At 60.2% G+C, this 17,336-nt stretch carries 24 protein-coding genes, 1 tRNA gene and 1 pseudogene; 14 read left to right on the top strand and 12 right to left on the bottom strand.

The features are described from left to right. The first annotated feature begins 29 nt into the window (after window positions 1-29). The 5 genes from tolB (at window position 30) to FYM52_RS02625 (ending at window position 3,691) form a co-directional block, all read left to right on the top strand. Window positions 30-1,352: a Tol-Pal system beta propeller repeat protein TolB gene (gene tolB, locus FYM52_RS02645; RefSeq protein WP_042420025.1), complete on the top strand. Its 1,323-nt coding sequence runs from the start codon at window positions 30-32 to the stop codon at window positions 1,350-1,352. 72 nt (window positions 1,353-1,424) lie between these two features. Further along, complete coding sequence (gene pal, locus FYM52_RS02640; RefSeq protein ID WP_043386342.1) at window positions 1,425-1,949, top strand: peptidoglycan-associated lipoprotein Pal; 525 nt, start codon at window positions 1,425-1,427, stop codon at window positions 1,947-1,949. A gap of 30 nt (window positions 1,950-1,979) precedes the next feature. Next, complete coding sequence (ybgF, locus tag FYM52_RS02635) at window positions 1,980-2,705, top strand: tol-pal system protein YbgF (RefSeq protein ID WP_225890615.1); 726 nt, start codon at window positions 1,980-1,982, stop codon at window positions 2,703-2,705. Continuing rightward, window positions 2,705-3,553: a ThiF family adenylyltransferase gene (locus tag FYM52_RS02630; RefSeq protein WP_043386337.1), complete on the top strand. Its 849-nt coding sequence runs from the start codon at window positions 2,705-2,707 to the stop codon at window positions 3,551-3,553. The genes ybgF and FYM52_RS02630 overlap by 1 nt, the downstream gene beginning before the upstream one ends. A gap of 62 nt (window positions 3,554-3,615) precedes the next feature. Then, a tRNA-Lys gene (locus FYM52_RS02625) sits at window positions 3,616-3,691 on the top strand. Between the two features lie 70 nt (window positions 3,692-3,761). Here FYM52_RS02625 and FYM52_RS18640 read toward each other — a convergent pair. From FYM52_RS18640 to FYM52_RS19160, 3 genes and pseudogenes are all read right to left on the bottom strand, one after another. Further along, window positions 3,762-4,013: a tyrosine-type recombinase/integrase gene (locus FYM52_RS18640; protein WP_162524633.1), complete on the bottom strand. Its 252-nt coding sequence runs from the start codon at window positions 4,011-4,013 to the stop codon at window positions 3,762-3,764. Further along, entirely contained in the window at window positions 4,010-4,774 is a 765-nt protein-coding gene (locus tag FYM52_RS18635; protein ID WP_238826085.1) for a hypothetical protein, read from the bottom strand. Before FYM52_RS18635 ends, FYM52_RS18640 begins: the two co-directional genes overlap by 4 nt. Window positions 4,775-4,824: 50 nt before the next feature. Further along, a pseudogene (locus FYM52_RS19160) lies at window positions 4,825-4,908 on the bottom strand (hypothetical protein); the annotation flags it as partial. A 74-nt stretch (window positions 4,909-4,982) separates the two neighbouring features. Between FYM52_RS19160 and FYM52_RS02610 the strand changes: the two are divergent. Both FYM52_RS02610 and FYM52_RS02605 read left to right on the top strand, forming a co-directional pair. After that, on the top strand, window positions 4,983-5,141 hold the full coding sequence (locus FYM52_RS02610; protein ID WP_154162995.1) for a hypothetical protein: 159 nt from the start codon (window positions 4,983-4,985) through the stop codon (window positions 5,139-5,141). Then, complete coding sequence (locus FYM52_RS02605; protein ID WP_043386332.1) at window positions 5,141-5,368, top strand: hypothetical protein; 228 nt, start codon at window positions 5,141-5,143, stop codon at window positions 5,366-5,368. Before FYM52_RS02610 ends, FYM52_RS02605 begins: the two co-directional genes overlap by 1 nt. A gap of 305 nt (window positions 5,369-5,673) precedes the next feature. Here FYM52_RS02605 and FYM52_RS18835 read toward each other — a convergent pair whose 3' ends face one another. Further along, on the bottom strand, window positions 5,674-6,030 hold the full coding sequence (locus FYM52_RS18835) for a hypothetical protein (protein WP_154162994.1): 357 nt from the start codon (window positions 6,028-6,030) through the stop codon (window positions 5,674-5,676). A gap of 155 nt (window positions 6,031-6,185) precedes the next feature. On the opposite strand from FYM52_RS18835, the gene FYM52_RS02595 reads away from it, so the two are divergent. Then, a complete protein-coding gene (locus tag FYM52_RS02595; RefSeq protein ID WP_154162993.1) occupies window positions 6,186-6,584 on the top strand; it encodes a hypothetical protein in 399 nt (132 codons plus the stop codon). Between the two features lie 189 nt (window positions 6,585-6,773). On the opposite strand, the gene FYM52_RS02590 is transcribed toward FYM52_RS02595, so the two are convergent. The 8 genes from FYM52_RS02590 to FYM52_RS02555 all read right to left on the bottom strand — a co-directional run bounded on the left by FYM52_RS02590 (window position 6,774) and on the right by FYM52_RS02555 (window position 12,809). Continuing rightward, entirely contained in the window at window positions 6,774-7,349 is a 576-nt protein-coding gene (locus FYM52_RS02590; RefSeq protein WP_154162992.1) for a sigma-70 family RNA polymerase sigma factor, read from the bottom strand. An 11-nt stretch (window positions 7,350-7,360) separates the two neighbouring features. Further along, window positions 7,361-7,873, bottom strand: a complete 513-nt coding sequence (locus FYM52_RS02585; protein ID WP_238826084.1) for a DoxX family protein — start codon at window positions 7,871-7,873, stop codon at window positions 7,361-7,363. Then, on the bottom strand, window positions 7,824-8,108 hold the full coding sequence (locus FYM52_RS02580) for a putative DNA-binding domain-containing protein (RefSeq protein WP_154162991.1): 285 nt from the start codon (window positions 8,106-8,108) through the stop codon (window positions 7,824-7,826). Before FYM52_RS02580 ends, FYM52_RS02585 begins: the two co-directional genes overlap by 50 nt. Then, entirely contained in the window at window positions 8,081-8,863 is a 783-nt protein-coding gene (locus FYM52_RS02575) for a DUF692 family multinuclear iron-containing protein (RefSeq protein WP_154162990.1), read from the bottom strand. The genes FYM52_RS02580 and FYM52_RS02575 overlap by 28 nt, the downstream gene beginning before the upstream one ends. 12 nt (window positions 8,864-8,875) lie before the next feature. Then, the gene (locus FYM52_RS02570; protein ID WP_054066560.1) at window positions 8,876-9,109 is read right to left on the bottom strand and encodes a hypothetical protein; all 234 of its coding nucleotides are present in this window, start codon (window positions 9,107-9,109) and stop codon (window positions 8,876-8,878) included. Between the two features lie 203 nt (window positions 9,110-9,312). Then, window positions 9,313-9,519: a hypothetical protein gene (locus FYM52_RS02565; protein ID WP_154162989.1), complete on the bottom strand. Its 207-nt coding sequence runs from the start codon at window positions 9,517-9,519 to the stop codon at window positions 9,313-9,315. A 4-nt stretch (window positions 9,520-9,523) separates the two neighbouring features. After that, complete coding sequence (locus FYM52_RS02560) at window positions 9,524-10,615, bottom strand: PepSY domain-containing protein (protein WP_162524630.1); 1,092 nt, start codon at window positions 10,613-10,615, stop codon at window positions 9,524-9,526. After that, window positions 10,605-12,809 carry a TonB-dependent receptor gene (locus FYM52_RS02555; RefSeq protein ID WP_154162987.1) on the bottom strand — a complete coding sequence of 735 codons (2,205 nt, stop codon included), beginning with the start codon at window positions 12,807-12,809 and terminating at the stop codon, window positions 10,605-10,607. Before FYM52_RS02555 ends, FYM52_RS02560 begins: the two co-directional genes overlap by 11 nt. A 361-nt stretch (window positions 12,810-13,170) precedes the next feature. Between FYM52_RS02555 and FYM52_RS02550 the strand changes: the two genes are divergently transcribed. Genes FYM52_RS02550 through FYM52_RS02525 form a run of 6 tightly spaced genes read left to right on the top strand, consistent with a single transcriptional unit; the run spans window position 13,171 to window position 17,326 of the window. Next, on the top strand, window positions 13,171-13,569 hold the full coding sequence (locus tag FYM52_RS02550; RefSeq protein WP_154162986.1) for a hypothetical protein: 399 nt from the start codon (window positions 13,171-13,173) through the stop codon (window positions 13,567-13,569). Window positions 13,570-13,577: 8 nt separating this feature from the next. Then, on the top strand, window positions 13,578-14,303 hold the full coding sequence (locus tag FYM52_RS02545) for a hypothetical protein (RefSeq protein WP_154162985.1): 726 nt from the start codon (window positions 13,578-13,580) through the stop codon (window positions 14,301-14,303). Next, complete coding sequence (locus FYM52_RS02540; RefSeq protein ID WP_162524629.1) at window positions 14,303-15,160, top strand: hypothetical protein; 858 nt, start codon at window positions 14,303-14,305, stop codon at window positions 15,158-15,160. The genes FYM52_RS02545 and FYM52_RS02540 overlap by 1 nt, the downstream gene beginning before the upstream one ends. 3 nt (window positions 15,161-15,163) lie before the next feature. Beyond that, a complete protein-coding gene (locus tag FYM52_RS02535; protein WP_154162983.1) occupies window positions 15,164-15,826 on the top strand; it encodes a hypothetical protein in 663 nt (220 codons plus the stop codon). After that, on the top strand, window positions 15,814-16,929 hold the full coding sequence (locus FYM52_RS02530) for a hypothetical protein (protein ID WP_154162982.1): 1,116 nt from the start codon (window positions 15,814-15,816) through the stop codon (window positions 16,927-16,929). Before FYM52_RS02535 ends, FYM52_RS02530 begins: the two co-directional genes overlap by 13 nt. A gap of 58 nt (window positions 16,930-16,987) precedes the next feature. Further along, window positions 16,988-17,326: a hypothetical protein gene (locus FYM52_RS02525; RefSeq protein WP_154162981.1), complete on the top strand. Its 339-nt coding sequence runs from the start codon at window positions 16,988-16,990 to the stop codon at window positions 17,324-17,326. Window positions 17,327-17,336: the final 10 nt, after the last annotated feature.

Here is a 17,336-nt window from a genome sequence, read left to right as displayed (position 1 = left end):
GAGCCTAATCCGGCACATGATGGCTGCGCATGAATACTGAACACCAATCCCCCCTCCATTCCCTGCAGGCGCTCACGCCGCTTGCTTCACGCCGCTCCCTGCTGGCCGCACTGGCCGCATCCCCTGTCCTGCCTGCACTGGCCCAGTTCCGGGTCGAAGTGACCGGCGTGGGCCTGACCCAGCTGCCGATTGCTTTGCCGAGCTTTCGCGGTGAAGAGGGTGCCCCCCAGAAGATTTCGCAAATCGTGCGCGCCGACCTGGAGCGCAGCGGCCAGTTCCGCAACGTCGATGCCAGCAGCGAGCGCCTGGACGAAACCTCGCGCCCCGACATGGCGCAATGGCGCCAGCGCGCCGCCGACGCCCTGGTGACCGGTAGCATCACACGCATGGCCGATGGCCGTTTTGATGTGCGCTTTCGCCTGTGGGATGTGGTCAAGGGGCAGGATCTGGGTGGCCAGGGCTTTGCCGTCACCCAAGCGGACCTGCGTCTGGTGGCGCACCGCATCTCGGACTTCATCTATGAAAAGCTGACCGGCGAGCGCGGCATTTTCTCGACCCGCATCGCCTACGTGACCAAGGCCGCCAAGCGCTATGTGCTGTGGGTGGCCGATGCCGATGGCGAGAACGCCCAGTCTGCGCTGTCCAGCACCGAGCCCATCATCTCGCCCGCCTGGTCGCCCAACGGTGGCGAGCTGGCTTATGTGTCGTTCGAAGCGCGCAAGCCCGTGGTGTATGTGCATGAGGTCGCCAGCGGCCGACGTCGCCTGGTGGCGAACTTCCGCGGCTCGAACAGTGCACCGGCCTGGTCGCCCGATGGCGCCTCGCTGGCGGTGACCCTGACGCGCGATGGTTTGTCGCAGCTGTACCGCATCAGCTCGCAGGGTGGTCAGCCCACCCGCCTGACGCAGAGCAATGGCATCGACACCGAGCCCGCATTCTCGGCCGATGGCAAGACCATCTACTTCGTCAGCGACCGTGGCGGCTCCCCCCAGATCTACAAGGTTGGTGCAGGCGGCGGTGCGGCCCAGCGTGTGACCTTCACCGGGAACTACAACATCTCTCCAGCAGTCAGTCCAGATGGTCGCTGGTTGGCCTACATCTCGCGCGTCGGCGGTGCCTTCAAGCTGTACGTGATGGACTTGGATGGTGGCACTGCCACCGCTGTCACAGACACCAGCGATGATGAAAGCCCGAGTTTTGCGCCCAACAGCCGCCTGATCGTGTACGCGACCAAGCAAGGCGGGCGCGAAGCCTTGATGACGACCACCTTGGACGGCAAGATCAAGGCACGTCTGGCAGGGCAGGGTGGTGAGATTCGGGAACCCGATTGGGGCCCTTATCAAAAATATTGAATTGACGTAAACCTTTGTTAGCGGGTTGCGTTCTATTAATTACCTAGTAATTCCTAGGCAAGGAGAATTTTGATGATTACGTTTAAGCGAGTTTCTATCGCATTGTCCGTGGCCGCCCTGATGGCTGGCTGCTCTTCCGGCGTCAAGCTGGACGAAAACGCCAACGCTGGCAACAACAACGGTGGCGCCAACACTTCCGGCTCCGCCAGCGGTGTGGCCGGTGTGGATCTGACAGGCGGTCAAATCGCTGCCGATGGCGGCCCCAAGGGTGTGGGTCGCGTGGTGTACTTCGACTTCGACAGCTTTGTCGTGAAGTCCGAAGCCCAAGGTCTGGTGGACGCCAACGCGCGCTTCATCAAGGCTGACGCTGCTCGCAAGGTCACCATTGAAGGTCACACCGACGAGCGCGGTGGTCGTGAATACAACCTGGCTCTGGGCCAAAAGCGTGCAGAAGCTGTGCGCCGTTCCCTGAACCTGCTGGGCGTGAGCGACAGCCAAGTGGAAGCCGTGAGCTTTGGTGAAGAAAAGCCTGCTGCCGCTGGCAGCAACGAAGCTGCGTACTCGCAGAACCGTCGCGCTGAAATCTCCTACCGTTAAAGCATGAGCATTCGCAATGGATCTTTGCGGATGAGTGTCCGTGTACTGGCCGCTCTGGGCCTGTGCACGGTCCTGGTTCATCCGGCATACGCCTTCCTGGAAGATGCGGAAGCACGCCGTGCCATTCTGGAATTGCGCCAACGCTTTGACACCAGCACCCAGGAAACGGCCCAGATGCGTCGCAGCCTGCTGGACTTGCAGTCGCAAATTGAATCCATGCGGCGCGAAATCGCCCAGCTCACCGGCGCCAATGAGCAGCTGGAACGCCAGGTGGCGGAGCTGCAAAGCCGCCAGAAAGATCTGGCCAAGGGCTTGGACGATCGCTTGCGCAGGTTTGAGCCCGTGCAGGTGCAGGTCGATGGCCTGGAGTTCTCGGCGGATCCTGCGGAAAAGCGTGACTTTGATGCCGCGCTGGAGCAGTTCCGGGCTGGCGACTTTGCCGGTGCACGCAAAGCCTTTGCGAACTTCGTGAACAGCTACCCCAACAGCGGGTACATGCCTTCTGCGCGGTTCTGGCTGGGCAACACCCAATATGCCGGCCGTGACTACAAGGAAGCGATTGCCAATTTCCGCTCCATGCTCAAGGCCGCGCCGCAGCACACCCGTGCTGCCGATGCCTCGCTGTCCATTGCGAACTGCCAACTCGAATTGAAAGATACCAAGGGGGCGGTCAAAACCCTGCAAGACTTGGTGCGCGACTACCCGGCCTCGGAAGCGGCAAGCACCGCCAAAGAGCGCCTGCAACGTTTGAAGTGATGACGGCATCAAACCCTGTGCACAACTCTATCGCCGGCCCTGCCGGCGATGATTTTTTGGGTACTGCAGATCTGCAGCGTCGCTTTGCCGGGCTGGAGCGCCTGTATGGCGTGCAGGGCGCGGCCCGCATCCGGCAGTCCCATGTCGCCGTGATCGGTGTGGGCGGTGTGGGCTCCTGGGCGGCCGAGGCATTGGCGCGCAGTGGTGTGGGCACCTTGACGCTGATTGACCTGGACAACGTGGCGGAGTCCAACATCAATCGCCAGATTCATGCCCTCACCGGCACGGTGGGGCAGGCCAAGGTGGATGCCATGTGCGACCGGATCGCGCAAATCAACCCGGCGTGCGTGGTGCATGGGATCGAGGAATTCGTAGAGCCGGCAAACTGGCCTGCCATCCTGCCGGCTGGGGTCGATGCGGTCATTGATGCCTGTGACCAGGTCAAGGCCAAAGTGGCGATGGCCCAGTGGGCGCGCCGTGCCAAGCGGTGCTTCATCAGCGTGGGCGCGGCAGGCGGTAAGCGCCTGGCGCACAAGGTCGAGGTGGATGACCTGTCCCAGACCACGCACGATCCCTTGCTGGCGCAAATGCGTTACCGCCTGCGCAAGGAGTTCAACGCCCCGAAGGAAGGCAAGAAGATGGGCGTGATGACGGTGTTCAGCCGCGAATCGGTGGCACCTCCGGATGCCTCCTGCCAGCTTTCGGGTGCAGCGGACAGCAGCCTCAACTGCAGTGGCTATGGCTCGGTGGTGGCGGTGACGGCCACCTTCGGGCAGTGCGCGGCAGGCTGGGTGCTCGACGAGATCGCGCGTTCTTCAAAAAATGGTGCAATTTCCCAGAGCGTCTGAAAACCGATGCTACAATCTAGGTCTTCGCTAGCTAAGCAGCTTGTTTTGCAAAGCTACAGGTCGGGTCTTTAGCTCAGTCGGTAGAGCAGCGGACTTTTAATCCGTTGGTCGCGAGTTCGAATCTCGCAGGACCCACCAAAGAACACAGCCCCGTGTAGCAATACACGGGGCTTTTTCTTTGCTCATATATTTGTAGTGGAAGCCGCATTTATGGGGCTTTTCGTTTGGGCGTTGTGCGGGTTTTTTTGCCAACCAACGCGACTGCGCTTTGCAGCGTCTGGGTGGCAAGGTGGCTGTAGCGTTTGGTGCTGATTGCCGACTTGTGCCCCAGCACTCCGCCCACGGTGTAGAGGTCAACTCCTGCATTGATCATCTCGCTGGCCGTGCTGTGACGCAGATCGTGCAGCCGAGCATGCCCATACCCAGCAGCCCTGGCGCCAGCCTTGAAAGCCTTGCTCACGGTCCACTTGGTTGGCTGCACTGGCCACAACGATGGGTTGCGCACAATGTGAGCAATTCTGTGATGAATTGGCACCACGCGCGGCAACCGTTCTTGGTGTGCTGTCCGTCCAGTTCGAACACATCGCTTCCAGCGTGTACCTTGGCATGTCCCACTTCTGCTGCACGCATGCCGCTGTAGAACGCAATCCTGATCGCAGCCCGAGCTTTGCCCGGTTTGATTCTGCGGCAGATGGCCAGGAATTCCGGGCGCCCAAGGTAGACGTGCCGCTCATTACGCACCTTGGGCATGCTCACACGCTCTGCGGGGTTGCTGTCGCCCAGGCCGTGGTGCTTCCATGCGTAGCGGCAGGCTGCCCGCAGGTAAGAGAGGCGGTTGCGCACCGTGGCCGCAGCCATGGGCTTCTTGTTGTCGTCCACCGGCTTGTAGCTCAGTGCAATCGCCGGCAGGGCGGTGAAGGGCTTGCCTGCGTAGGCTTCGTAGCAAGCCTTTAGCTCGCGCACGATGTTGTCAAAGCTCTTGAGTGCTGGGGCGTGGTGCTTCAAGTACAGGAGCACTGCATCTTCGATCAATGGCTCTGGTTTGTTGACGCCAGCTGCAACGGCGTGGAGTCGTTTGGTTTCCTCGAGGTCGAACTTTTGCGCTTCGGCTTTGGTGTAGCCTTTTGGAAGAAGGCGGCTAGCCCGCTGCCGCTGGCCCGCAATAACCTGGTCGAACTCAAAGCGCCAACGCTGGTTGCGGGTGTCGAAACGGATCGGCATGATTTTTTGTACTCCTCAACATCGGATTGCTCAAAGCGAACTGCGGCGCCAAACCTGTAGCAGTTCAGGCGCCCGGTTTTTGCGAGTTCGTAGACTGTCCGCTCACTCAGATGGTGCTGGAGAAAGTGAACCATGACGCCAAGCGTACGGAAGCGCTGATGAAGCTCATAGGCCCATTTGCGGGCCCCGAATCAACAGGGGGTGCCCGATGAGCAAGCAACTGCCATGGTTCCGCGTGTACACACGCATGGTCGATGACGACAAGCTGAAGTTGCTGGCCTTTGAAGACCGCTGGCACTTTGTGGCGCTGCTGTGCCTGAAGGGTGAGGGGCTGCTGGACAGAGGGGGGATGCCCCCGGTCTGTTGATGCGCAAGGTGGCGGTCAAGCTGGGCCTGGACGTTCGTTCCCTGGAGGAAGTGGCGCCCCGCCTGGCTGAGGTTGGCTTGGTAGACCAGGCCACACTGCAGCCGGTGAAGTGGGATGGCCTGCAGATGCGCAGCGATACCGACACCACTGCCGCCGAGCGCAAGAAAGCGTCAGCGCGCGCGAGAAAAGGCCGCCAAAGCCGCGCCCAGCAACGATGTCACGGGTGATTCCGTACCCGACACGGATGCGTCACGCGTGACTGGTACGGATGTCACGCGTACAGATACAGATACGATTGGCGCAACCTGGTGGAGACCAAGATGCACGGCATCAAATGGTTTACTGAACTGGGCTGCCCGCACACGGTGGCTATGGCATATCCACGTTTGGTGGAACGTCTGGCCTCAGGCTGATTTATGCAACAACGTCGCTCATCATTAAAGTCACAGCAAGCGAGGGACTCGAAGAAATGATTGGAATTTCTTTCCTAGCGGTTGGGCTATTTTGGGTATGGCTGAGTTGGTTTCTGGCGTCACACTTGCCCAAGTGGATCGGCATCGCCACGCATGTAGGGCAACGGGTGCTCACTGTCGCCGTGTTCATGCTGCTCATGGTTGTGCCATTTGTGGATCACATAGTGGGGATGCGGCAGTTTGAGAGGTTGTGCGCTGAGGAGACTGGGTTGCAAATCTTTCCAAAGGTTGTGGACACGAAGCGTGGTGTCGAGACGTCTTCGGCGCGGGAACTGGTTGGTGGGACTGCAATACCGATAAGCAGAAGCGTGAGCACCATAAGTGACTTGGATACAGGAGAAGTGATTGCTCGGTACAATCACTTCACCACTCGTGGTGGTGTGATTGGGGGATTGCCGATGCTTGGCGGTGAGCATGTTTGTTCGATTGACGGGCCTCGTCATCCCAAGTACGAACAATACAGGGCACTGAAAAAACAAATTCACCTTACATACGGACAACCAGAATGAACTCCATCCAAGCCGCACCTGCTGATCGACAGCACCGCGGTGAAGATGCTGGGTGAAGGTGAGTGGATGCCGCTGCGGCCGAAGCCGCCGATTGGGTGGGGCGCCAGTACAAGCCCAACCCCCAGGAGCTGCCAGAACACGCCGCCCAGGGCGGACCGGCGGATGTGGGTGAGGCGAACGAGCAGCGCCGCCTCAAAAAAGTGGTGCAGGCCAAGGGGGAGGAAGCCAGCGCGCGCGCCCAGGCCGATGCGCTGCAGGAGCAGGGCAATGCAGCGGCCCAACTGGCTGCCAAGCACGACCTGGCAGCCCTGCGCCGCAAGAAAACCGACGAGATGAGCACCGAGGAACTGCAGGCCCTGGCCGCAGACCTGGGCCCCCGCCATGTGCGCGCCAAGCGGTTGCAGCAAGCGATTGCAGAGCGCGAGGCCTATCCGTCAATACATGACAGACTCAATCTTTGACCGGCTTATCGGGATCAAGAATGTCTTCCCGATAGTCTTTGAGGATTGTCGAAAGCTGCTGATCGTTGCGAGTGAAATTCCGACAGCGATAACAAATAAGCCGGTGCTGAGCAGCCCAGAAACGGTCGATAGCGCCTGCTTCCTCGGATTGCCCCGATGTGATGTGAAAGATGTATTGCTTGCAAGTCATCATTGACTGGCACCTCCGAACCATTTCTGGCTCAAGCACAGCTGTATTTGTTTGCGGGCCCGGCTCATGCACTGCCAGTAATCGGTTTTGCTCAAGCCCAGAGTGGCGCAGATTTCATCGGCATCGCACTCCAGAAACTCCTTCATGCTGAACACCTGGGCAGGCTTGGTCGGTAAGTTGTGCACGCACAAATCGACCACGGCAAAGAACTGATCTGTTTGCAGCCGTTCGTCTGGCCTGTGCCAGCCTACAGGAGCGACGCCTTCTATCCAATGGCTGCGCTCATTGAACAAATAAACATCCAGATCGTCCGAAAACGCTTCGCAGTAGCTGACCTCCCCGCTATAGCGCTTGCGTAGTCGATCCGTGATTTTGTTTTTGAGAATTCCGAACAAGTAGCACTTGGGGTCTACAGCTTGCAACTTGTTGAAATCGATCTCCAACAATGCAATCAACGCATCTTGCACTGCGTCCTCAGCTTCCTCGCGTGGGCTTAGATGCAGGCAAGCAAATCGAAGCATCGGCCCACGCCATTGGCATATCCACTGCGACCTGTCGTCGATCACGAGACTCATACGGTGTATTGCTAGGTAGAGGAAACTCGCTTGGATGCGCCCTGATTGGACTTTGGCGACATGCTTGCTTGCGCTGCATCCAAAGAAAATCGCCCAGGTCCTTGGGTCAGCACGGCAAACAGCATCAGCCCCAGCATGAGAGGAACCTTAAACCCCAGGCCTTCATCGGTTTCAATCGCCCGCCAACCTGCCCAGCCCAGATCAAAGTGCACGGTATAGACAGCGATGTAGGTGATGTAAATCAGGCCCAATGCCGCGAATCGGCCCTTGTACCCCAGTAGCAGCAAAAAGCCCAGCACGACCTCGCCGATGCCGGCTGCCAGCCAGTTCAGTTGTGCTCCCAGGAACTGATGGGGGAAAGGAAAGTCCAGACCTGCAAACCATGCAGGAGCAGAGCCGCCAGCGCTCAATTTGGTCCAGCCGGCGAACAAAAACTCTTGCGCGGCCCATATTCTGAGTCCCAGCAGTCCCAGGTCACGCATGTGTGTCTGTGCTTTCTCGCCCCAGATAAGCAATAAATTCATGATGCAAATCTCCGTAATACGGTGATGTCCAAGCGGATTGCCGCACGAACCCTTCAATCAGCAGGCGCCACGCCTGCTCTCCCAATTGCTCCCGCAGGGATGGGAAATTGGCCTCCACCATCTGGCTGGCGCCCAGATAGACCAGATACCGGTATGCACGAAGTCCTGCCAGGGTGTACCCTGCCGGCACTGTCTCGCTGCGCCCCCTCACGTAGTCATAAAAGGCGTTAGACATGTGAGTTCCTGGTTGAGTGTGTCCATAGACGGCACATCGTTATCCCACTCCAGCAGCACTTGTAGGCCATGGGTGCGCTGAAGTTGGCGGGCCATGGTCATGGTTTGCTCTTCCACGGTCTCGCTGTGGGTGTCAATGAACAGGCCAAAACGAGCATCGAACTCATGGCCAGCCACATGGATGTAACTGACTCGCGTCAGATCCACACGCGCAACAAACTCCTGCAGACTGTGTTGCCCATGGTTCTTGTAATTGACCACGATGTTGTTGAGATCCAGCAGCACACCACAGTCGGCCCATTCGGCGACAGCGCCCAAGAAGTCGGGCTCAGGGATGTCACCAATATTGGTGTACCAAGTGCTGTTCTCGATCGCAATTTGCTGCCCCAGGACGTCCTGCACCTGGCGGATACGGTCTCCCACCCGCTGGACCTCTTGCTTGGTGAAGGGGATGGGGAACAGGTCATACAGCTGATGGGCGTCTCCACTGGCCGCCAAGTGGTCTGAATACCTGATGGTCCCCAGCTCATCCATCAAGGCGCGGACATCCCGTAAAAAACTGTGATCAATGGCACTGTCTCCGCCCAAGTTCAGAGACACACCGTGCAGGTGCACAGGCCGGCCGGATGCTCGCAGCCTGTGCAAAGGGCTGCGATCACGTCGTATCCAGTTCTCGGGGGCAACTTCAAAGAAGTCAGCCAGAACCAGCGACATGTCCCAGTCGGCCATTTCGCGGCGATAACCCAATCCGGCCATGGCCATGCTCCTTCACTTCTTGGAACAAGCAGCGTCTTTTTTGGAGCAGGCCGCATCTTTCTTGCTGCACGCACTGTCTTTTTTGCTGCACGATGCATCGCACTGGGCGCCAGGTTTGCAGGTCGTTTCCTTCTTGCCGCAGGTTCCCGCGCCGCACTTTTGCTCAGCAGCGCCTGCAGCCCAGGCCGAAGAAGCAATAAGAGCAGCAGCAATCGTTGCAACAGATTTGATGTTCAGGGCGGACATGTTTGACTCCTAGAAAATGGCATGCACAAGACGTGCACGGTGATCTAGTCGTACCGAGATGCGGATTCCTGACAGAGTTTCGAAGATTATTTTTTTCAGTAATTTCTCACCCAGCCGATGGGGTACGGGGCGGCGTTGAAGAGACTGAAGGCTCTTTTCAGGAGCACCAGCCATGGGGGCATCTTCTACCCCAAGGGTAAAACCTAAATTCTGAACGCGAAGATGGACTTGGAGACCGCCAGCATCACGGCGGCCCTGGTCAAAAATACCTTGCCGTCGACGCTGGCCATGAGTGCCTGTCGGCCTTGGGTGCTCATGTGATCGACACCACCTTGGGCGAAGCGGTGTTCAATATGATCGGCTGCCAGCCTGCACAGCGTGGGGGATGTGCAGGAAGCATAAAGCTTCATGCTGTTATCGCTTTCTCCACCAAAGCAAAATCCCAGTCAAACCATACCCGAATAATGTGACGCCAAAAATAAAGGTGATCACCATCCAGGATATTCCCCATAACTCACCCGTATGTAATGGGTAAATGTATGAATATGCTCTGGTGCCAAGATCCAGTGTCGCCCAATGATTGATCTGGAGAATCTGGGCATTGCTTGGGTCGAGCCACAACGAGGTTAATCCGTTTGGATGCGGGTCGTCGGCCATGCGCATGCGAATTCTGATTGGCTGGTCTGGCTTGGCTGGAACTTGGATATAGCCAATGCTCGCATTCGCGTAGGTTGAACGAGCTCGATCCACTGCCAATGCGATGATGTTGCCTGACGGTGCGCTTGCTTGAACCTTCGGGGCCACGGTGGCGGTGCCACCGCTGAGATAGGTCACGGCTTGTGCGAAGGGCTGCCAAGTCATGTATGCCCCCGAGGCAACCGACACCAGAACTCCAATGCCGAGGATTGCTCCGGTCACTCTGTGCCAGTCAAACAGCGCTCGCAGGCTGCTTGCAGTCAATCGGATATTGAATGCTTGGCTCCAACGCTTGGGCCACCACAGGTAAAAACCTGAAGCGAGTAGACACAGGTATGCGAATGCAGAAAGGGTAAGTACGATTTTACCGATTTCTCCTGCAAACAAATGGCTGTGGAGGGCAAAAAGAAAGCCCATCGTCCCTTCTGTTTCAGCGCGGCGACCAAGAATTTCTGCAGTCGTTGGATTGAGATAAATAGTTCCGCGCCAAGGACCACGAATCAAAGCGTGCAGGGACTCTTCTGGCTGTCGCGGAGGCCTTAGCGTGATGCTGGATGACGCATCAACCTCATTTTTCAAAGCGGCTAAAACTGCAGGGTAATCGACAGTGCTGGAGTTGGGTGCCGTAAAAATGTGATGATTTAAGGCTTTATCCAGCGGGTCCGCAATCAGCATGGCGCTGCCACTCACAGCAGCCACAGTCAGAACTAGGCCCAAACTTAAGCCTATCCAACGGTGTACTTTCAGCCAAACCCGCCGCACGCGGGCGCGTGCGGCTGAGTTTGACACCTGCTGGTGCTTACCAAGCATGCTTGTACGAAGCGTGGAATGTCGCACCCGATGCAGCAGCGTATGCCACATTGCCGTACACGCCAGGCGTCACTACCGTCTGAGCAAAAGTGTTGTGATACTGACGGTTGAGCAAGTTGTTGATGCCGAAAGTCAATGTTCCCTTTTTGCTGACCTTGTATTGACTCATCCAATCAAGGACCGCGTAATCTTCGATCCTGTTTTGGTAAGGCGCAGTGCTGGTGGAGGCAAAGCGATCACGCACGCCGCTGTATGCAAGCTGCAGGCGGTTGAACCATTTCGCATTCGTTTGGTGTTCCACATACAAGGTGAGCTTGGGAGGCGAAATTGCATCATTGCCCAGGTAGCCAATCTCCTGGCCTGATGCCGTGTACTTTTTGCCCTCAACCCAAGAGAACGTACCCCCTGTGCGCCATGCTTTGCTCAGTTGGTGGTCCAGGGTTGCCTCAAAGCCATAGATCTTTTCTGGCGCGCGCAAGACCGCAGAGTTCAAGCCACCAGAGCGTGCACCAAGGTCGTTTTCACTCCAGAACACCGCAAAACTCGCTTGGGTCTTGTCCCAATTGGCTCGCACACCGATTTCGTAGTTGTCCACGACCTGCGGCTGTGTATTCAGCGTTGCAAACGAGCTGCCTGCTGGTGCACCACGCAGCGTCAAGCCCATGTCGGGCAACGAAAAGCCTTGGTTATAGCTGGCGTAAAGGTTGATACGGTCATTGAGGTCGTACACCGCCCCGACGTTGTACAGCGTGTCCTGGTAGCTTTTTTTGCCGCCACCCACAGCACCGCCGTTGATGTTGGTGAAGTCTTTGACATCCACATCAAACCGGTCATGGCGCAGGCCGCCGCGCAGCAACAGCTTTTCGGTGGCTTGCCACTCAAACTGTGCAAAGGCGCCGGTGCTGTTGATGTCGTACGGTGGCACCCAAGTAACCACCTGGCCCGTGTTCTGGAACACGCGCCCCCCAGTTGCCGCGTAGACGGCTGGGTCGTTCACGTAGCCGGACTGCGAAGTGGTTTCGCGGATATGGTCCAGACCCCAGCTCATGGTCACCCCATGTTTGTCTGACAACAGGGTGTCGAACTCCAGGCGGCCACCGTTCTTGGAGGAGTCAATAAAGGACTGGAAGATCTCAGGGCCAGCGCCAGAGCCGTTGTGGCGTCTGAAGGGGGCATACACCGTTGTGTACTCGCGCGTGAACAGCTGGGCGTGCATCTTGCTGCTCCAGACATCCTTGTTGTGATAGTCCAGCGACAGCTGGCTGTTTTCCGTACCTTCCTTTTTATCGAGGCTCAGCCCGGAGATGGCGCGAGACTTGTGGCCTCGCAAAGGTGCGCCAGGAACGGAGGGGTCGGTTGTGTAGTTGGTGTCCTGGTCGGCCTTGTAGGCCTGTGCCGTCAGCTGAATGCTTTGTGTCCCATCGATCTTGTAGCCCAACTTGCCCAGCAAGCTGTAGCTTCGCGTTTCAGCCAAGCTGCCTTGGTTGGCGCCAGAGGGGGGGATGCGATCACCATCGGCATCGAAAAATGCCCCGGTTTGCTCTACAGCCATGTTGAGCATGAAGTCCAAGCCATCCTTGGACCCCGAGGAGGTGTGGCGAACCGTGGTTCCCAAACTGTCAGAAGGGTGCGACAAGGACAGGTTGCCACCTACTTCGGTCACGTGGCTCACAGGACCGTTGCCTTTGCGAGTGATGATGTTGACCACGCCGCCAGTCGCGCCGTCGCCATAAATCGCTGTGGCTCCGCGAATGACTTCAATGCGTTCGACCGCCGAAGGATCGATCAGCGTCAGGATGCGTGCGCCGTTGCGGTTGGTGCTTTGCGGCACACCGTCAATCAAGACATTGATGTTGCGTCCCCGCAGTGTCTGAGTGAAGGTGCTGGGAGACTCTCGCCCGAGGCCGAACCCCGGCACCAGCTTGCCCAAAATATCCCCCAGTCCACTTCCTGCGCTTACCTGTTGCTCGATCTCTTCGCGGCGCACCACGGTGATCGATTGAGGAACAGAGTTGACGAGTGCCTCTGAGCGCGTGGCTGTCACAGTCATCTCAGCAAGTGCGGGCTGGGATGCAGACTCTTGGGAATGCGCTAGTGACGTGCATACCGCCGCCACGGCCATGACCAGGGCCTTGTACTGGAAACCAATTGAAGAAGATGCGCACGGCTGCGCCTGTAGAGGATTGCTCTGCATAAGTTGAGGTTCGGAGAGATTGAGGGCTTTTGGGTCAAAGCCTTGAATGCCTGAAACCGTGCCTTGCAACCATGCAGCCGCTGGGTAAGACGCCTAGATCACGCCGAGCAACGGCAGACCTAGACCGCTAGGGGGCTACCCCTGCTTCAGAGAATTGAATTTTATACAAATGAAAACTATTTGTATTCAATGAGTAAAGTTTTTGTGTATGCCACGTAAAGTTTTGTGCACTATTTAAGCGCTAGGCACCTTTTTAGCTGGGGCTGCGCTTGCACTTGGTCCTCATTGTGTCGCCCCGCCTAGGTGTGGCAGCAGGAGGCCGTGCTGAAGAGACTGAAGGCTCTTTTCAGGAGCCCCAGCCATGGCCAACACCTTCTACCCCAAGGGTAAAACCAAGATTCTGACCGCCAAGATTGACTTTGAGACCGCCACCATCAAGGCGGCCCTGGTCAAGAACACCTACGCCTTTGACGCGGGCCATGAGTTCCTGTCGGCCCTGAATGGTCACGTAATCGACGCCCAGGAGTTGACCGGTAAAACCGTGGTCGATGGTGCGTTCGATGCCAACGATGTGAGCTTTCCGGCCCTGGCCGCCGGCAACACGGCCCGCGCCGTCGTGCTCTACAAGGACACGGGTGTGGCGGGCACGTCCGCGCTGATCGGCTACCTGGACGATGTGCCAGGCCTGCCGGCGCAGACCAGCGGGGGCGAGCTCAAGATCACCTGGAACGACCAAGCCGACAAGATTTTGGCCATCTGAGGTGTGTGATGGCCAAAAAAATCGGATTTCGCAACAACACGGCCGGCGTGCTCTCGCAGGAGCTGGCCGCGCCACCCGATGGCAGTGTGCTGCACATGTCGGCGGCCCAGGGCGGGCATTTTGTGCCCCCGGATGGGCGTGACTACGTGGTGGCCACCTTGGGCGACCCGCAAACCCCTGGGTCTTTTGAGATTGTTCACCTGTCCGCGCCCCAGTTTCTGAGTGGTTCGGACGAATACGCCTTCCAGGTCGAGCGCAACCAAGAGGCCACGGCCCGTGTTGCACCGTGGCCTGCTGGCACGCCGATTCAGGCGTTGCTGACAGCGGGCGCCTTGCATGCGGTACAAGATGGCGCTGGTACTGGATGTGGTGATAGCGGAGGCGGTGGTTTTATTGGCGACAGCCTGGGTAGCTTGCGCGCAGGACAAGCTGCCACCGCCTCCGATGTGCGCCTTGGCACTGATAGCCCGCACATCGCATTGGTGCCGACATTCATGGATCTGAGCGGCGCCGCAGCGTTTGCGCCTGCAATGCTGGTGGGCAACGGGACGGTATTCAAAGTCGGTAGCAGCTACTACAAGGCGCTCAACCAAGGCACGCTGGGGCAATCTCCGCCTGATGATTCGCCGCAGATGTGCGGCAACGTGTACTGCGTGAGGCGGTCACCCCCAAACTGCAGGATGGCAGCGTCACGATTGGGGATGATATTTCCCCCAGTGGAGCGGGCAGTGTAGTGATTGGCAGCTCGGTCAGCACCGCCGAAGTTGCTGATGGGGTGGTGGCGATTGGCCGCAACCTGTCTTGCGCAGGGGCGGCCAGTGTTGCCATCGGGGAGGAATCTCGCGGCGATGGAGACTACGCCGTCGCCTTGGGCGGTTACGCCGAAGCGCTGGCGGAGGGGTCTATCGCCGTAGGCACCCAGGTCAATGTGCCCTATGCTTGGACCATCTGCGGGCTGCCCGTGCCCCGGGACGCATGGGCGAGTTTTGGCACGCCGGTGAAGGTGTGGGACGGCACGGCCGCGCCCGAGGCGACGGTGACGCTGACCCACACGGACATTGGTCAGCCGCGGGCATGGCAGCCCCAATCGCTGGTGCGCGAGGGCGATGTGGTGGTGCCGGCCGCCGGCGGGCCGTATGCCTACGCTGCCAAGCTGCTGTTTGTCCCACAGATTTCGGACAACACGTCGACGACTGGGCAGACCGAACCCATCTTCCAGGACTATGTGGCTTCGGAGAACAACGCCATCTGGTGGCATCCGTTTTTTGCGGGGCTGGCGCAAAAGCACCTGTTTGAACTGTACGAGCACCAGCTGTTCTACGTGACAGAAATCGGCTTCCTGTGTACCGAGGTTGGCGCGGTCACCACGGGGGCCAGGCTCAGCTTCGGGACGGTGGACAACCCCGCGGTCGTGCTCAACGACGTGGAGCTGCCCGGGCCCTATGGCTCGTACCGCATGCTGCGCCTGCCCATTGCGCAGCCGGTCGGGCTGACGGGCGCGCTGGCCATCACGCTGACGCAGCTGGCCGCCGGCGGCCACTGCCAGGGGCGCTTTTACCTGCGCGGCACGGTGGTGCGCACCCGGGGCTAAACCATGCTGCTCAACCTCCAGCGCCTGAACACCCTTGGCCTCAACACCTTGGGCACGCCGGCTGAACCCCAGCCACAGGACATCACCCTCACGCCGCCGGCCCTGGTGGCGGCGCTGCGCTGGGGCGGGGCCCAGGTGCAGGTGCTGCAGCCGCAGCCCGTGCTGGAGCTGTGGCCCGCGCCCCTGGTGGCCCGCATGCACTGGGGGCAGCCTGCGCTGCAGCTGGTGCTGGCGGCCCCCAGCCTGCGCGGTGGCCGCCTGGGCACGCCCACGGCCAGCCTGGTGCTGCACCCCGCGGCGCTGCGCAGCCCCCTGCGCGTGGGTGGGGCACGCCTGCAGCTGGTGCTGACGCCGGCGCCCCTGCTGGCCCCCTTGCGGCTGGGCAGGCCCACGGTATCCACCGTGCAGGGTGTGCAGTCGCTGGTGTCGCGCCTGTCCTGGGGCTCGGTTGCGGTGGTGCAGGTGCTGCACCCGCAGCCGCTGCGCGGTGGCCGGCTGGGGCGGCCGGTGCTGCAGTCCCTGTCCGTGATCGAGGTGACCCAGGGCCTGGGTCCCATGCGCTGGGGGGCACACCGCCTGCAGGTGGTGGCGCACCCCCTGCCTTTGTCTGCACGCGCCCGCTTGGGGCGTCCGTTGGTTCAATGGGAGGCAGCATGTCCATGCTGAAGTTTGAGAGTTTCAAGGGCATCAACAACCAGGCCCGGGGCACGGAGCTGACGCCCGCCGACCTGGGCACGGCCACGAACGTGGATGTGAGCAATGCCGGGCGGCTGCAGCGGCGCCAGGGGTACACGGTGCAGGACGCCTGCTGCCACGCCAATCTTTTTGAGGCGCCGGGCTATTTGCTGGCCACGGATGCCCACCATGCGCTGGTGGCCATCTGGCCGGATGGGCAGCGTGCCACGGTGCACCCCAGCATGGGGGTGGGCCGCATCTGGTATGCGCGACTGCCCGATGGGCGGGTGGCGTTTTCCAACGGGCTGCAGTGCGGCATCAGCGATGGGCGTACGGGCAGCGAGTGGGGCGCCCGCAAGCCCGACAGCGTGGGGGTGGCCGTAGCGGCCCAGGGCAGCCTGGCGCCGGGCAAGTACCGCTGGGCCGTCACGCACGTGCGCCGCGCCGATGGGCTGGAGTCGGGCGGGGTGACCAGCGACGTGCAGGAGGTGGCCCACGGCGGCCTGGCCCTGATGGGCCTGCCCGAGCGCGAAGGCTTTGACACGCAGGTGTACCTGACCCAGCCGGGGGGCGAGCAGTTTTTCCGGGTAGGGCGGGCCGCGGGCGGGCAGTTGCGCATCACGTCCCCTGCTGGCCTAGGGCCTGCGCGCACCCTGGACCTGGACGCGCCGCCGGCGGGCATCTTGCTGGCCGAGTGGAACGGCCGCGCGCTGGTGGCGGTGGGCTCCATGCTGCTGGCCAGCTTGCCAACCATGCCCGAGCAGTTCGACCTGACGCGCGACTATCGCCAGTTCGGGGCCGCGATCACCCTGGTGCAGCCCGTGGGCAACGGCATTTTTGTGGGCACGACCGAGGCGCTGCACTTCCTGGCCGGCGAGACCTGGGACACGCTGCGCATGAGCACCCCCATGACCGGGCCGGTGGCCCTGGGCTCGGGCGTGGCCGTGGATGGGCGCTTTGTCCGCATCGGGGAGGGCAACGCCGAAGGCGAATGCATGCTGGCCCTGGTGGATGGGGTGATCACGGCGGGCTTGCCTTCGGGGCAGGCGGTGCCCCTGTCCGAGGGGCGCTACCGCACCGAGGCGCAGAGGTGAGCGCGGCGTTCCGGCTGCAGGGGCGCATGCCCCAGTACATGGTGCAGGTGCTGCGGTGATGCGCTGGGACGTGGCCGGCTTTGTGGGTGCGGCGCGCCAAGCCATGCCCATCCGCTGGGTGGTGCAGGGGCCGCACGCCCTGCAGCCCGGCCAGCGCGCCCAGCTGCAGGCACGGCTGCAGAACTTCCTGACCCAGTGCCGCCTGTCGCGCGCCCCGACCCAGTGGGCCAACGGCGCGCTGCCCGATGGCAGCCGCTACCGGCTGTACGCCCACAACGGGGCGGTGCAGGTGGTGGTGGAGCCGCGCAGCGCTGCCGACACGATCACCAACTATGTGGCGTGGCCTGTGATCTATGAACCGGGCTATGTAGCCCCCTGTATGAGCGCGTTTTCATAGACGACGAGCC

Source organism: Comamonas sp. CAH-2, from assembly GCF_009668305.1.
GTDB lineage: Bacteria > Pseudomonadota > Gammaproteobacteria > Burkholderiales > Burkholderiaceae_C > Comamonas > Comamonas aquatica.
The sequence above is the reverse complement of the archived record's forward strand: the minus strand, read 5'-3'. Positions and strand labels throughout refer to the sequence as shown.